The organism is Pseudomonas sp. RW409, from assembly GCF_003184125.1.
In the GTDB taxonomy this organism is placed as follows: Bacteria; Pseudomonadota; Gammaproteobacteria; order Pseudomonadales; family Pseudomonadaceae; genus Aquipseudomonas; species Aquipseudomonas chlororaphis_I.
Window position 1 is genome coordinate 947,440 of sequence record NZ_QHHP01000041.1, and the last position, 15,183, is coordinate 962,622.

Annotated in this window: 13 protein-coding genes; 3 read left to right on the top strand and 10 right to left on the bottom strand. The window is 63.7% G+C overall.

The window, feature by feature from the left end; genetic code table 11:
* Positions 1-192: 192 nt before the first annotated feature.
* The 8 genes from DK261_RS24860 to gcl form a co-directional block, all read right to left on the bottom strand.
* On the bottom strand, positions 193-1,191 hold the full coding sequence (locus tag DK261_RS24860; RefSeq protein ID WP_009047739.1) for a sulfate ABC transporter substrate-binding protein: 999 nt from the start codon (positions 1,189-1,191) through the stop codon (positions 193-195).
* Positions 1,192-1,300: 109 nt separating this feature from the next.
* Entirely contained in the window at positions 1,301-2,146 is an 846-nt protein-coding gene (locus tag DK261_RS24865; RefSeq protein WP_009047740.1) for an ion transporter, read from the bottom strand.
* Between the two features lie 21 nt (positions 2,147-2,167).
* Positions 2,168-3,091 carry an urea transporter gene (locus DK261_RS24870; RefSeq protein ID WP_110176698.1) on the bottom strand — a complete coding sequence of 308 codons (924 nt, stop codon included), beginning with the start codon at positions 3,089-3,091 and terminating at the stop codon, positions 2,168-2,170.
* Positions 3,092-3,269: 178 nt separating this feature from the next.
* The gene (gene pyk / locus DK261_RS24875) at positions 3,270-4,685 is read right to left on the bottom strand and encodes a pyruvate kinase (protein WP_009047742.1); all 1,416 of its coding nucleotides are present in this window, start codon (positions 4,683-4,685) and stop codon (positions 3,270-3,272) included.
* Positions 4,675-5,955 carry a glycerate kinase gene (locus tag DK261_RS24880; protein ID WP_028681916.1) on the bottom strand — a complete coding sequence of 427 codons (1,281 nt, stop codon included), beginning with the start codon at positions 5,953-5,955 and terminating at the stop codon, positions 4,675-4,677. Before DK261_RS24880 ends, pyk begins: the two co-directional genes overlap by 11 nt.
* Positions 5,956-6,141: 186 nt before the next feature.
* Positions 6,142-7,032 (bottom strand): 2-hydroxy-3-oxopropionate reductase, encoded by an 891-nt coding sequence (locus DK261_RS24885; RefSeq protein ID WP_009047744.1) that lies wholly within the window; start codon positions 7,030-7,032, stop codon positions 6,142-6,144.
* A gap of 161 nt (positions 7,033-7,193) precedes the next feature.
* Positions 7,194-7,976 (bottom strand): hydroxypyruvate isomerase, encoded by a 783-nt coding sequence (hyi, locus tag DK261_RS24890; RefSeq protein ID WP_016702225.1) that lies wholly within the window; start codon positions 7,974-7,976, stop codon positions 7,194-7,196.
* A 137-nt stretch (positions 7,977-8,113) separates the two neighbouring features.
* On the bottom strand, positions 8,114-9,889 hold the full coding sequence (gene gcl / locus DK261_RS24895) for a glyoxylate carboligase (protein ID WP_028681915.1): 1,776 nt from the start codon (positions 9,887-9,889) through the stop codon (positions 8,114-8,116).
* Positions 9,890-10,153: 264 nt separating this feature from the next.
* On the opposite strand from gcl, the gene DK261_RS24900 reads away from it, so the two are divergent.
* A complete protein-coding gene (locus DK261_RS24900; protein WP_110176699.1) occupies positions 10,154-10,594 on the top strand; it encodes a heme-binding protein in 441 nt (146 codons plus the stop codon).
* A 132-nt stretch (positions 10,595-10,726) separates the two neighbouring features.
* On the opposite strand, the gene DK261_RS24905 is transcribed toward DK261_RS24900, so the two are convergent.
* A complete protein-coding gene (locus DK261_RS24905) occupies positions 10,727-11,335 on the bottom strand; it encodes a TetR/AcrR family transcriptional regulator (protein ID WP_009047748.1) in 609 nt (202 codons plus the stop codon).
* A 135-nt stretch (positions 11,336-11,470) separates the two neighbouring features.
* Between DK261_RS24905 and DK261_RS24910 the strand changes: the two genes are divergently transcribed.
* Positions 11,471-12,397: a DUF808 domain-containing protein gene (locus DK261_RS24910; RefSeq protein WP_016702222.1), complete on the top strand. Its 927-nt coding sequence runs from the start codon at positions 11,471-11,473 to the stop codon at positions 12,395-12,397.
* Positions 12,398-12,448: 51 nt separating this feature from the next.
* On the opposite strand, the gene DK261_RS24915 is transcribed toward DK261_RS24910, so the two are convergent.
* A complete protein-coding gene (locus DK261_RS24915) occupies positions 12,449-13,864 on the bottom strand; it encodes a PLP-dependent aminotransferase family protein (RefSeq protein ID WP_009047750.1) in 1,416 nt (471 codons plus the stop codon).
* 276 nt (positions 13,865-14,140) lie between these two features.
* Between DK261_RS24915 and DK261_RS24920 the strand changes: the two genes are divergently transcribed.
* Positions 14,141-15,145: an inducer of phenazine A gene (locus DK261_RS24920; protein ID WP_038631048.1), complete on the top strand. Its 1,005-nt coding sequence runs from the start codon at positions 14,141-14,143 to the stop codon at positions 15,143-15,145.
* Positions 15,146-15,183 lie beyond the last annotated feature (38 nt).

Sequence of the window (15,183 nt, forward strand, 5' to 3'; positions counted from 1 at the left end):
ATACCAGTCAGTCAAGCGAAGGTGATTCTCTGTAGGAGCGAAACTTGCTCGCGATGGTCGTTAACGATAGCGCGCATTTACTGGGTAAACGCAGTGCTCTCAAGTCCATCGCGGGCAAGCCTCGCTCCTACAATTTCCTTATTTTCAATTGATGGGCATTAACCCGAAGGTCGCTTTTTTATGGCCGGGTAGTTATTTCCCGCCGTAGATCTGGTCGAAGACCCCGCCATCGTTGAAGTGGGTCTTCTGCACGGTGCGCCAGTCGCCGAAGGTTTTTTCCACCGACAGGAAATCGACTTTCGGGAAACGATCGGTGTACTTGGCCAGGACTTTCGGGTCCCGTGGGCGCAGGTAGTTGTTGGCGGCGATTTCCTGGCCTTGCGGCGACCACAGGTACTTCAGGTATTCCTCGGCCGCGGCGCGCGAGCCTTTCTTGTCGACCACCTTGTCGACCACCGATACCGGCGGCTCGGCTTCGGCGGAGACGCTCGGGTAGATGACTTCGAACTGATCGCGGCCGAATTCGCGGGCGATCATTTCCGCTTCGTTCTCGAAGGTCACCAGCACGTCGCCGATCTGGTTGGTCATGAACGTGGTGGTGGCGGCGCGGCCGCCGGTGTCGAGCACCGGCGCCTGCTTGAACAGCTTGCCGACGAAGTCCTTGGCCTTGTTCTCGTCGCCGCCGTTCTTCAGCACATAACCCCAGGCCGACAGGTAGGTGTAGCGGCCGTTACCCGAGGTCTTCGGGTTCGGCACGATTACCTGCACGCCATCCTTGAGCAGGTCCGGCCAGTCTTTCAGGGCCTTGGGGTTGCCCTTGCGCACGATGAACACGGTGGCCGAGGTGAAAGGCGCGCTGTTGTTCGGCAGGCGGGTCACCCAGTTGTCCGGCACCAGCTTGCCGTTGTCCGCCAGGGCGTTGATGTCGGTGGCCATGTTCATGGTGATGACGTCGGCCGGCAGGCCGTCGATCACCGAGCGCGCCTGTTTGCTGGAACCGCCGAAGGACATCTGCAGGGTGATGTTCTCGTTGTGCTCGGCCTGCCAGTGCTTCTGGAAGGCCGTGTTGTAGTCCTTGTAGAAGTCTCGCATCACGTCGTAGGAAACGTTGAGCAGGGTCGGGGCGGCCTGGGCGACGCTGCCCAGTGCCAGGCCGGCGGCCAGGAGAGAGGCGCTAACGAGTTTTTTCACTGCACATTCCTTTTTGTTGAGAGTGAAGTATTCGAGAGTGAAGGCAATTTGCCGCCGACTATAGCCGGGGCGGTATATCTCTTTAAAGATTAAAAAGTGCTTTGCTTATTCAGTTTCCCTGGACCACTTTCGGGAACAACGCATTGCCACACCGCGAGCAGAACGCGGCGCCGTGCTCATGGTCGTTCTTCCTGCACACCGGACAGTCGTGCCTGAGCTGTTCGCCGCGCAGGGCATTGGCCAGTTCCGCGGTGAAGATCCCGGTGGGCACGGCGATGATCGAGTAACCGGTGATCATCACCAGGGACGAAATCACCTGGCCCAGCGGCGTCTTCGGCACGATATCGCCAAAGCCCACGGTGGTCAGGGTGACGATGGCCCAGTAGATGCCCTTGGGAATACTGGTGAACCCATGCTCGGGCCCCTCGACCACATACATCAGGGTGCCGAACACCGTGACCAGGGTCGACACGCTGAGCAGGAACACGATGATTTTCTGCTTGCTGCCGCGCAGCGCCGACATCAGGTAGTTGGCCTGCTTGAGATACGGGCTGAGCTTGAGCACGCGGAAGATGCGCAGCATGCGGATCACCCGGATGATCAGCAGGTACTGGGCGTCGCTGTAATACAGGGCGAGGATCCCCGGCACGATGGCCAGCAGGTCCACCAGCCCGTAGAAACTGAAGGCGTAGCGCAGCGGCTTGGGCGAGCAGTACAGGCGCAGGCCGTACTCGATGGCGAAGATCAGGGTAAAACCCCATTCGATATAGGCCAGCACATTGGCGTAGTTCTGATGCACCTCGTCGATGCTGTCGAGGATCACGATCACCAGGCTGGCGAGGATGATCAGCAACAGGGTGCTGTCGAAGCGTCGACCGGCCACGGTGTCGGTCTGGAAAATCATGACGTAGAGACGCTCGCGCCAGTGCCGGTTGTTGTCCGTGTTGCTGTCCATGCTGTTCGCCTGAATGGAAGGTCAGCGAAGCCTAGGGGGATTGGCCCCGGTAGCGCAAGGCGTGCTGTCCACGGCGGCCTGGCGCACTACCCGCAGCGCGGCGCGGACCAGCCAGCAGGCGAGGATAAAGGGTGCGGTCAGAGCGGGCAGGCCCAGCGCGGCGAAGCCCGGGGTGAGCAGCAGCGCCAGGAGCATACCCGGCAGCGCCAGCCAGGACCGGCGGCGGTCCTGGCTCAGGGCCAGGGCCACCAGGGCGCTGTTGTAGCCGCCAAGGCCCAGCAGGGCGCCGGTAGGTTCCTGTTGCAGCAGGGCGAAGCCCAGGCCCGCCGCCGAGCCGAACAGCGCCCAGGCGGCCGCCCGGCGATCAGCCAGCAGCAACCCCAGGGCAATCAGCACCCCGGCCAGCGGATGTTCGAGGAACATCACCTGGCCGAGCCCCTGGATCAGTGCCTGCAACAGCGCCAGCGCATCGGGCTCGACCCAGGGCGCGTCGACGCTGGCGGGCAGCGGTGCGGCCAGGCCCAGCAGCAACCAGCCGAGGCCGACGAAGGGCGCGGTGTAGGCCGGTAGACAATATTGATCGCGGGCGCGTTTGAGCCATTGCTGGGTGAGGATCGCACTGAGGCCGCCGCAGGCGATGATCAGCGGTGGCAGCAGCACCGACCAGTCGAAGCGCAGGCTCAGGAGCAGGCCGAGCAGGACCCCGTTGTAGCTGAATAGCCCGGCTTGCCGGTCGGCCTTGGCATAGCCTCGGCGCTGCGCGGTGAGCAGCCCGGCCACGCCGCCCAGCAGCGCACCGCCGAGCAGCGCCGGAGCGCTCAGGAGGATGGCCAGCATGCACAGCAGGCCGCACAGCGGATGGCGCTGGAGGAAGATCTGGCTGAAGCCGTTGAGCAGGGCGGTGGCCCAGTCGGGACAGTGGGCGTTGAAGTGTTCTGAAGGCATGGAAAGTTGACTCCTGTAGCCGCTGCCGAGCCTGCGAGGCTGCGATCGGGCGCGTAGCGGCCGTCAATCAGGCAATGCCGTGTTCCAGGCAAGTCCAGTGCTCGGGCCTGGCGAGGACTGCGTCGGAGTGCCGCCCACTTCGATCGCAGCCTCGCAGGCTCGGCAGCGGCTACAGGGCTCAGATCAGGGTTTCGATGCGCAGCGAGTTGGTCGAGCCCGGTTGGCCGAATGGCACGCCTGCGGTGATCAACAGGGTGTCGCCGCGTTTGGCCATGCCTTGCGCCTGGGCGATTTCCAGGGCGGTGGAGCAGACCTCGTCGACCTGGCGCAGGCGGTCGTTGACCACCGAGTGCACGCCCCAGGCCACCGTCAGGCGACGCGCGGTGGACAGGTTCGGCGTCAGGTTGAGGATCGGCACCGTCGGCCGTTCCCGGGCCGCGCGCAGGCTGGAGCTGCCGGACTCGCTGTAGTTCACCAGCACCGCCACCGGCAGGATGCTGCTGATGCGGCGGATCGCGCAGCTGATGGCATCGGACACCGTGGCTTCGGCCTGGGGCCGGCTGACGTCGAGCTGGGTCTGGTAGTCCGGGCCGCTTTCCACCTGGCGGATGATCTTGCTCATCATCTGTACCGCCTCCAGCGGGTATTCGCCGGAGGCGGTTTCCGCCGAGAGCATCACCGCGTCGGCGCCTTCGGCCACCGCGTTGGCCACGTCCGTGACCTCGGCCCGGGTCGGGGCGGGGGAGAAGCGCATGGATTCGAGCATCTGCGTGGCCACCACCACCGGCTTACCCAGCTGGCGGCAGGTGCCGATGATGTTCTTCTGGATCTGCGGCACGCTTTCGGCCGGCACCTCCACCCCGAGGTCGCCACGGGCCACCATGATCGCGTCGCTCAGTTCGGCGATCTCGCGCAGTTGAGTGACTGCCGAGGGTTTCTCGATCTTGGCCATCAGGAACGCCTTGTCGCCGATTAGCGCGCGGGCTTCATGAATGTCCTCGGGGCGCTGCACGAACGATAGGGCGACCCAGTCCACCCCCAGTTCCAGGCCGAAGTCCAGGTCGCGGCGGTCCTTGGCGGTCAGCGGGCTGAGGTCGAGCACCGCCTGCGGGACGTTGACGCCCTTGCGGTCCGACAGCTCGCCGCCGTTGAGTACCGTGGTATCGATGGCGTCGGCGTGTTTGGCGGTGACCCGCAGACGCAGCTTGCCATCGTCCAGCAGCAGGTCCATGCCCGGCTCCAGGGCTTTGAGGATTTCCGGGTGGGGCAGGTTGACCCGGCGCTGGTCGCCCGGGGTGCTGTCCAGGTCCAGGCGCAGGGCCTGGCCGCGATGCAGCTGGACCTTGCCTTCGGCGAACGTGCCGACCCGCAGTTTCGGGCCTTGCAGGTCCATCAGGATGCCCAGCGGGTAGTTCAGCTGTTTTTCGACTTCGCGGATCCACTGGTAACGCTGGGCGTGATCGGCGTGGTCGCCATGGCTGAAGTTGAGGCGAAAGATATTCACCCCGGCTTGCACCAGCTCGCGGATGTCGTCGATGCCGTCGATGGCCGGGCCGAGGGTGGCGAGGATTTTGACCTTTTTGTCAGGCGTCATGTTTGGGGCTCTCGAGGATCAGGATGGCGCGGAAGTCGTTGACGTTGGTGCGGGTCGGTTCGGTGACGATCAACCCGTCCAGGGCCGCGAAGTAGCCATAGCCGTTGTTGTTGTCCAGCTCGTCGCTGGCACTCAGGCCCAGGGCGGCGGCGCGGGCGTAGCTGTCCGGGGCCATGATGGCGCCGGCATTGTCTTCGGAACCGTCGATGCCGTCGGTGTCGCCGGCCAGGGCGTAGACGCCGGGCAGGCCCTTGAGGCTTTCGGTGAGGCTCAGGAGGAACTCGGCATTGCGCCCGCCGCGGCCATTGCCGCGCACGGTGACCGTGGTTTCACCGCCGGACAGGATCACGCAGGGCGCCGCCAGCGGCTGGCCGTGCAGCACCACCTGGCGGGCGATGCCGGCGTGGACCTTGGCCACCTCGCGGGACTCGCCTTCCAGGTCGCCGAGGATCAGCGGGCTGAAACCGGCCTGGCGGGCTTTCACCGCGGCGGCCTCCAGCGATTGCTGTGGCCGGGCGATCAGCTGGAAGTGACTGCGGGCCAGGCTCGGGTCGCCGGGCTTGACGGTTTCCGACTCCGGGCTTTGCAGCCAGGTGCGCACCGCCGCCGGTACCTCGATGGCATAACGCTTGAGGATCGCCAGGGCCTCGGCCGAGGTGCTGGGGTCGGCCACGGTGGGGCCGGAGGCGATGACCGTGGCCAGGTCGCCCGGTACATCGGAAATCGCGTAGGTGTAGAGGGTGGCTGGCCAGCAGGCCTTGGCCAGGCGGCCGCCCTTGATCGCCGAGAGGTGTTTGCGCACGCAGTTCATCTCGCCGATGCTGGCGCCGGACTTGAGCAGGGCCTTGTTGATCGACTGCTTATCCGCCAGGCTGATGCCCGCGGCGGGCAGGGCCAGCAGGGCGGAACCGCCGCCGGACAGGAGAAAGATCACCCGGTCCTGTTCCGACAGGTCGCTGACCAGTTCCAGCACACGCTTGGCCACGGCCAGGCCAGCGGCATCGGGCACCGGATGGGCGGCTTCGACCACTTCGATTTTTTCGCAGGGCGCGCCGTGGCCGTAGCGGGTGACGACCAGCCCGCTGACTTCACCCAACCAGCAGCGTTCGACCACCTGGGCCATGGCCGCGGCGGCCTTGCCGGCACCGATGACGATCACCCGGCCGCTGCGGTCGTTGGGCAAATGGGCTTCGAGGACGTGCTGCGGGTGGGCGGCGTCGATGGCTGTGGCGAACAGCTCACGGAGGAATTGTTGCGGATCGACCGGCATGGCGGGCTCCCGGATTTCTTGTTATTCGAGGTGTGGCTGTAACGCAACCTGTAGCCGCTGCCGAAGGCTGCGATAAGGTTCGAAGAACCTTCCTGCGATGTGCAAGTGCGCGCCTGCTGCGTCGGAGTGCCGCCCAAGTCGATCGCAGCCTTCGGCAGCGGCTACAGGGGATTTACTGGCGTTCTCTTACTTGTCGCGGATCGAGAAGTTCGCCATGTGTTCCAGGCCCTTGATCAGCGCCGAGTGGTCCCAGTTGCTGCCGCCGATGGCCGCGCAGGTGCTGAACACTTGCTGGGCGTTGGCGGTGTTGGGCAGGTTGATGTTCAGCTCCTTGGCGCCTTGCAGGGCCAGGTTGAGGTCCTTCTGGTGCAGGCTGATGCGGAAGCCCGGGTCGAAGGTGCCCTTGATCATGCGCTCGCCGTGCACCTCGAGGATCTTCGAGGAGGCGAAGCCGCCCATCAGCGCTTCACGCACCTTGGCCGGGTCGGCGCCGTTTTTCGCGGCGAACAGCAGGGCCTCGGCCACCGCCTGGATGTTCAGGGCGACGATGATCTGGTTCGCCACCTTGGCGGTCTGGCCGTCGCCGTTGCCGCCGACCAGGGTGATGTTCTTGCCCATGGCCTGGAACAGCGGCAGGGCGCGCTCGAAGGCCTGGCTGTCGCCGCCGACCATGATGCTCAGGGTCGCCGCCTTGGCGCCGACTTCACCGCCGGACACCGGGGCGTCCAGGTACTGCGCGCCTTTCTCGTTGATCCTGGCGGCGAAGGCCTTGGTCGCGGTTGGCGAGATCGAACTCATGTCGATCACCACCTTGCCCGGGCCGACGCCCGCGGCCACGCCGTCGGCGCGCAGCAGCACGTCGTCGACTTGCGGGGTATCCGGGACCATGACGATGATGAATTCAGCTTCCTGGGCCACTTCCTTGGGGCTGGCCAGGGCGACCGCGCCGGCGGCGACCAGGTCGGCCGGGGCCGCGTCGTGGTGCTGGGACAGGAACAGGCTGTGACCGGCTTTTTGCAGGTTGGAGGCCATTGGGTGACCCATGATGCCGGTGCCGATGAATCCGATTTTAGCCATGAGAAAATCCTCTTTTTGTTAGGTAGCACGCCCTCTGTAGGAGCGAGCTTGCTCGCGAAAAATGGCAGGGCGCCGTGTTCATTCAGGATGCCTGCGTCATCGTTGACGACCTTCGCGAGCAAGCTCGCTCCTACAGCGATGAACGATGACGCGGTGTGCGATCAGATTGCGTTGTGGCTCTTGAGCCAGCCCAGGCCGGCTTCGGTGGTGGTCAGCGGCTTGTATTCGCAACCGACCCAGCCCTGGTAGCCGATCTTGTCCAGATGCCCGAACAGGAAGTGGTAGTTGATCTCGCCGGTGCCCGGTTCGTTACGCCCCGGGTTGTCCGCCAGCTGGACATGGTTGATCGCGTCCAGGTGGCCGGACAGGGTCCGGGCCAGGTCGCCCTCCATGATTTGCATGTGGTAGATGTCGTATTGCAGGTACAGGTTGCTGCTGCCGACCTGCTCGCGAATCGACAGGGCCTGGGCCGTGTTGTTCAGGTAGAAGCCCGGGATGTCGCGGGTGTTGATCGCTTCCATCACCAGCTTGATGCCCGCGGCCTGGAGTTTCTCGGCGGCGTACTTGAGGTTGGCGATAAAGGTCTTTTCCACCGTGGCATCGTCGACGCCTTGTGGGCGGATGCCGGCCAGGCAGTTGATCTGGGTATTGCCCAGCACCTGGGCGTAGGCGATGGCCAGGTCGACCCCGGCGCGGAACTCTTCGACCCGGTCCGGCAGGCAGGCGATACCGCGCTCGCCTTTCACCCAATCGCCCGCAGGCAGGTTGAACAGCACCTGGGTCAGGCCGTGGGCGTCGAGTTGCGCCTTGATCTCGGCGGAGCTGAATTCATAGGGGAACAGGTATTCGACACCACTGAAGCCGGCCTCGGCGGCGGCCTTGAAGCGGGCGAGGAAGTCCTGTTCGGTGAACAGCATGGACAGGTTGGCGGCAAAACGCGGCATGGTGGTCTCCTGTAGAGGTATCAATCCCTGTAGCCGCTGCCGCAGGCTGCGATAAGGCCGAAGGCCTTCGAGGATCCTGAGATCTTGCGCATCCTGCGGATGCGATCGCAGCCTTCGGCAGCGGCTACATAGGGGTGTCAGTCGAGCAGGGAAATCGCGGTCGGGGCGTCGTTGCCGACCAGCGCCAGGTCTTCGAATTCGTTGACCGCGTTGATCTCGGTGCCCATGGAGATGTTGGTGACACGCTCCAGGATGATCTCGACGATCACCGGCACCTTGAATTGCTCGAGCATTTCCTGGGCCTGGCGCAGGGCCGGCTGGATGCCCGCCGGCTCGAATACCCGCAGCGCCTTGCAGCCCAGGCCCTCGGCGACCGCGACGTGGTCCACGCCGTAGCCGTTGAGTTCCGGGGCGTTGAGGTTGTCGAAGGACAGCTGCACGCAGTAGTCCATGTCGAAGCCGCGCTGCGCCTGGCGGATCAGGCCCAGGTAGGAGTTGTTCACCACCACGTGGATGTACGGCAGCTTGAACTGCGCGCCCACGGCCAGCTCTTCGATCATGAACTGGAAGTCATAGTCGCCCGACAGCGCCACCACCTTGCGGCTCGGGTCGGCCTTGACCACCCCCAGCGCCGCCGGAATGGTCCAGCCCAGCGGGCCGGCCTGGCCGCAGTTGATCCAGTGGCGTGGCTTGTACACGTGCAGGAACTGCGCGCCGGCAATCTGCGACAGGCCGATGGTGCTGACATAGCAGGTGTCCTTGCCGAACACCTGGTTCATCTCTTCATACACCCGCTGCGGCTTGACCGGCACGTTGTCGAAGTGGGTCTTGCGCTGCAGGCTCGACTTGCGCTGCTGGCAATCCTGCAGCCAGGCGCTGCGGTTCTTCAGCTTGCCGGCGGCCTGCCATTCGCGAGCGACTTCGATGAACACGGTCAGCGCCGAGCTGGCGTCGGAGACGATGCCCAGGTCCGGGGTGAATACCCGGCCGATCTGGGTCGGCTCGATGTCCACGTGGATGAATTTACGGCCCTCGGTGTAGACGTCCACCGAGCCGGTGTGGCGGTTGGCCCAGCGGTTGCCGATGCCCAGGACCACATCCGACTTGAGCAGGGTGGCGTTGCCGTAGCGGTGGGACGTCTGCAGGCCGACCATGCCGACCATCTGCGGGTGATCGTCGGGGATGCTGCCCCAGCCCATCAGGGTCGGGATGACCGGGATACCGGTCAGTTCGGCGAATTCCACCAGCAGTTCGCTGGCATCGGCATTGATGATGCCGCCACCGGCAACCAGCAACGGCCGCTCGGCCTGATCCAGCAGGGCCAGGGCCTTTTCGACCTGGACCCGGCTCGCCGAAGGCTTGGCTAGCGGCAGCGGCTGGTAGGCGTCGATGTCGAATTCGATCTCGGCCATTTGCACGTCGAACGGCAGGTCGATCAGCACCGGGCCGGGGCGGCCGGAGCGCATTTCATAGAAGGCTTTCTGGAAGGCGTAGGGCACCTGGCCCGGTTCCAGGACGGTGGTCGCCCACTTGGTCACCGGCTTGACGATGCTGGTGATGTCGACGGCCTGGAAGTCTTCCTTGTGCAGGCGGGCCCGCGGGGCCTGGCCGGTGATGCAGAGAATCGGGATCGAGTCGGCCGAGGCGCTGTACAGGCCGGTGACCATGTCGGTGCCGGCAGGGCCGGAGGTGCCGATGCACACGCCGATGTTGCCGGCTTTGGTACGGGTGTAACCCTCGGCCATGTGCGAGGCGCCTTCAACGTGGCGAGCGAGGACGTGATCGATGCCGCCGACCTTTTGCAGGGCGGAGTACAGCGGGTTGATGGCGGCACCCGGGATGCCGAAAGCGGTATCGACCCCTTCACGGCGCATCACCAGAACGGCGGCTTCGATTGCTCTCATTTTGCTCATGGTTTTGTGCCTCTTACGTTTTGTAATTGTATACAAGTGGCTTTGCGCTGAGTGTATTCATGGCGAGTGTTGCAGGTCAATCCATTTTCTCTCGCGCTTGGATGCGTTCGTCCGGTGCCGATAAACAGGCAGCTTTTCGTCGGAAGCAGGGATTTGCGAAAATTATTGTATACAAAAACAAGGTTTGTTGTGTTCTATTTGTTATATCGATCTTCTTATCGGAACACCCCAATTTTTCCCAATAACAAAATAAGGACGGCACCCATGAGCGCTTTAACCTTGAACGTTGCAGTCAGCCTGGCCGGCAAGGCCCTGGCCTTTGGCCGTGAGATCGGCGCGGCACCCTTGACCATTGCGGTGCTCGATGCCGGCGGGCATCTGGTGACCTTGCAGCGCGAAGACGGGGCCAGCCTGCTACGGCCACAGATCGCCATCGGCAAGGCCTGGGGCGCGATCGCCCTGGGCAAGGGCTCGCGCCTGCTGGCGCTGGATGCGCAGCAGCGGCCGGCCTTTATCGCCGCGCTCAATAGCCTGGGGCAGGGCAGCGTGGTGCCGGCGCCGGGTGGGGTGTTGATTCGTGATCAGCAGGGGGTGGTGGTGGGTGCGATCGGCATCAGTGGCGACACCTCGGACATCGACGAGCAATGTGCGATCAGCGCCATCGAGGCGCAGGGCTTGCGGGCGGATGCGGGTGTGAGTGCCTGATCTGTAGCCGTGTAGCTGCTGCCGCTACCGCTACCGCAGGCTGCGATCGCACACCACGGGTGCGCAAAATCTGAAGATCGCTGAAGACCTTCGGCCTTATCGCAGCCTGCGGCAGCGGCTACAGGGGCTGGCTTACTGGTCCGTTTCGCAGCCCTTGAGCACCAGGCGGATGATGGTCTGGGCGGCGGCTTCGTAATCGGACTCGTCCAGCTTGGCCTTGCCGGTCACCACCGAGATCTGCCAGTCGAAGTCGGCGTAGGTCTGGGTCGCGGCCCAGATGCTGAACATCAGGTGGTGCGGGTCGATGGGCGCGATCTGGCCACGATCGATCCAGGTCTGGATGCAATCGATGTTGTGCTTGGCCTGGGCGTTGAGCTGCTCGACCTGGTCCGGGCTCAGGTGTGGGGCACCGTGCATGATCTCGCTGGCGAACACCTTGGAGGCGAAGGGCAGGTCGCGGGAGATGCGGATCTTCGAGCGGATGTAGCCGCTCAGTACTTCGCTGGGCACGCCGTCGGCGTTGAACGGGGTCGAAGCCTGGAGGATCGGCTCGATGATGCTTTCCAGGACCTCGCGGTAGAGGTTTTCCTTGGATTTGAAGTAGTAGTAGACGTTGGGTTTGGGCAGCCCCGCCTTGGCCGCGATGTCGCTGGTTTTGGTCGCAGCGAAGCCTTTGTCGGCAAACTCTTCACTGGCGGCACGCAGGATCAGTTCTTTGTTGCGCTCGCGGATGGTGCTCATAAACCAGGTGATTCCTTGCCTGTTCGGGCGGTTGCGCATGGTAGCACCGGCCTTGCGCGAGGCTCAAGAATGCCCCGCCGGCCCTCGTTGCGCGCTATGCTTCGCAACATTTATGACCTCAAGGAACCCTGATCCATGGCCGGAAGCAGTTTGCTGGTGCTGATCGACGATATTGCCACGGTACTCGACGATGTGGCGCTGATGACCAAGATGGCGGCGAAGAAGACCGCCGGGGTGCTGGGGGACGACCTCGCGCTCAATGCCCAGCAGGTTTCCGGGGTGCGCGCCGAGCGCGAATTGCCGGTGGTCTGGGCGGTGGCCAAGGGCTCGTTCCTGAACAAGCTGATCCTGGTGCCCGCGGCGCTGGCCATCAGTGCCTTCGCGCCCTGGCTGGTGATACCGCTGCTGATGCTCGGCGGTGCCTACCTGTGTTTCGAGGGCTTTGAAAAGCTCGCCCACAAGTTTCTCCACAGCAAGGCCGAGGATCAGGCCGAGCACCAGCAACTGATCGAAGCCGTGGCGGACCCGGCCACCGATCTGGTGGCCTTCGAGAAGACCAAGATCAAGGGCGCGATCCGCACCGACTTCATTCTCTCGGCCGAGATCATCGCCATTACCCTGGGCACCGTCGCCGACGCGCCGTTGATGCAGCAGGTGGTGGTGCTTTCGGGCATCGCCATCGTCATGACCGTCGGCGTGTATGGCCTGGTGGGCGGCATCGTCAAGCTCGACGACCTCGGCCTGTGGCTGACGCAGAAGCCGGGCCAGGTCGCAAAAAGCATCGGCGGCGCGATCCTGCGCGCAGCGCCCTACATGATGAAAAGCCTCTCGGTGATCGGCACCGCGGCCATGTTCATGGTCGGCGGCGGCATCCTGACCCACGGCGTGCCGGCGGCGCATCACTGGATCGAGACTGTCACGGCGCACACGGCCGAGGTGGTTGGCGGGTTTTCGCTGATCATGCCGACGCTGCTCAATGCCGTGGCCGGCATTATCGCCGGCGCCGCGGTACTGGTCGTGGTGTCGCTGGGTGGCAAGCTGTGGCGTGCGGCCAGGGCCTGATTCGTTGAAGGCCCTCGCCGCTGCAGGACGAGGGGCGGGGGCAAGGGGCTGTCAGGCAGGGAGCAGTTGCGCGACCGCCAGGCCGATCTTGTTGATCGCCTGTTCGATCTTGCGGTTGGGCACGCCGGCAAAGTTCAGCCTGAGGCAATTGCGGTACTTGCCGGCCGCGGAAAAGATATTGCCGTTGGCGATCTGGATGTCCTCGGCTTCCAGCAGCCGGTTCAGGGTGTAGGTGTCGAACTCGTCCGGCAACTCGACCCACAAGGTGAACCCGCCCTGGGGTTTGCTGACCCGGGTGCCTTCCGGCAGGTAGCGGCTGACCCACTCAGTCATCAGGTCGCGATGGCGCTGGTACTGTTTGCGCATCCGTCGCAGGTGCGGCAGGTAATGACCCTTGGCAATGAATTCGGCCACCGCCAGCTGCGGCTGGGTCGCGGTGGTGCCGGAGCCGACGTATTTCATGTGCAGCACTTGCGGCAGGTAACGCCCCGGGGCGATCCAGCCGATCCTCAGGCCCGGCGCCAGGGTTTTCGAGAACGAACTGCACAGCAGTACGCGCCCGTCGTCGTCGAATGACTTCAGGGTGCGCGGCCGCGGGTAGCGGAACGCCAGGTCGCCATAGATATCGTCTTCGATGATCGGCACGTCGTAGCGCTGGGCCAGGCGGATCATCGCGCGCTTGCGATCGTCTGGCATGATGTAGCCCAGCGGGTTGTTGCAATTGGGCGTGAGCTGGATGGCCTTGATCGGCCACTGTTCCAGGGCCATTTCCATGGCTTCCAGGCTGATGCCGGTGACCGGGTCGGTGGGAATCTCCAGGGCCTTGAGGCCGGCGGCCTTGAGCAACTGGATGATGCCGTGAAAGCAGGGGGAAGCGATGGCCACGATGTCGCCGGGTTCGCACAGGGCGCGGATGGCGATGGACAGGGCTTCCTGGCAGCCGCTGGTGACGACGATTTCCGCGGGCGTCAGGCGGCAACCGGAGTCGACGCCGAGGCGGGCAATCTGCTCGCGCAGGCTCAGCACACCTTGCAGGTGGTTGTATTGCAGGCTCGGGCTGTCGCTGCGCCGGCTGATTCGCGCCAGGGCGGTCAGCAGCGGCTTGAGGGTCGGCGCCGTGGTGTCGGGCATGCCGCAACCCAGTTGAATGGCATTGGCGTTCTGCTCCTGGCGCATCAGGTCCTGCACCAGGTCCCACTGGGAGATATCCACAGGCCGCAACGACGGCCGTCCCATCTTTGGCAGTTCCGGCAAACGCCGGCCGGCCGGGACGAAATAGCCCGACTTGGGCTTGGGAATAGCCAGTCCCGAGCTTTCCAGGACCCGATAGGCCTGTTGCACGGTGGTGAGGCTGACGCCGTGCTCGAGGCTCAGGGCCCGCACCGAAGGCAAACGCTCCCCCGGCCCGTATAACCCCTGCTCAATGCGGCTGCTGATGTATTCGGCGAGATTCAGGTATCGAGTCATGCGGGGGACTGTAGCGACTCATCTGTCGTATAAAAAGTTACAGATTCCACTTTTTTTGAAAATTTTTAGAGGCAAAAAAGCAATCTGTACTGAGAAAAATCATCCGGCGTGTACCTATAAGACAGTGGTTGCCTTTGGGAAGATGGCCCGCATCGCACTGTACTGGTTGTTCTTAAATACAGTTGCGACGCAATTCAGAGTCCCCCCCGGGCAACGTATAACGGGCTTCCCCCTCAGGCTACTTTAGACGATGACTTCTCAAGGAAGAGCAGGGTAATGACGGCAAGGATCAAACTGACTCCACAGATGGCTGAGTACGAGCAGAAGTTCACCGACGGTGGTGAGGTTCGCTGGCTGCCTTATTTGATGTATTTCCATCCTACCGACCACCGTTCGGAGGTGGTCAATACAGATACCTCGGGCTTCCGCTATTCGGAACTGCTGGGCATACAGTATTCAGTGGCCAACAGCCGTCACGCCAAGAGCGTGCGGGTGCTGGCCGGTAGCTCGACCGTGTTTGGCATCGGTGCCAGTTCGGATGCCTGGACATTGCCTTCGCGCCTGGCCGAGAACGATCCGGACAGCAAACCCTGGATCAACTTCGGCGGACGCAGTTTCAACTCGACCCAGGAACTGACGCTCTTCACCCTTTACCGTCATTTGCTGCCCAAGGTCGACGAAATCGTGCTGTTTTCCGGGTTCAACAACCTGGGGCTGGCCCGCCAGCCACAAAGCAGCCGTGGCGAACACGGCGCTTTCTTCAACTGCAACCAGTTCTTCGACGCCATGCGTCCGGAGACTCAGGCACCCAAGCGCGGCATGTTCCGCGCCTTGCTCGGCAAGGAACAGGAAGAGCCGACGCCCGAGCCGCCACCGTCCATGGAAGAGCAGATCGAATACGCCGCCGACCTGACCCTGCGTCACCTGGATACCTGGCGCGCGCTGGCGGCCGACATGGGCGCCAAGCTGACCTTCATTCTGCAGCCGCTGGCCGGCTGGGTCCGGGAAAAGGGCTGCGACGAGGAAGAACAGTTGTTCGCCGAGCTGGATCGCGCCGGCAGTTTCAGCGAGGTCTATGGCGACATCCTGCAGCCCAGCGTCTGCGAGGCCTATGCCGCCCGCCTGCGCGAGGGCGCCCAGAAGATGGGCGTGCGTTTCGTGAACATTACGCCGCTGCTGTCCGAGGCCCTGCGGCCTGAACAGTGGTTGTTCGTCGACCGTATTCACTTCACCGACCAGGGGAATGATTTCGTCTCGAAAATCATCCTCGATGTTCTTTAAAGGAGTCTGCCATGAGTTACATCAAGAGCTTGTTCCAA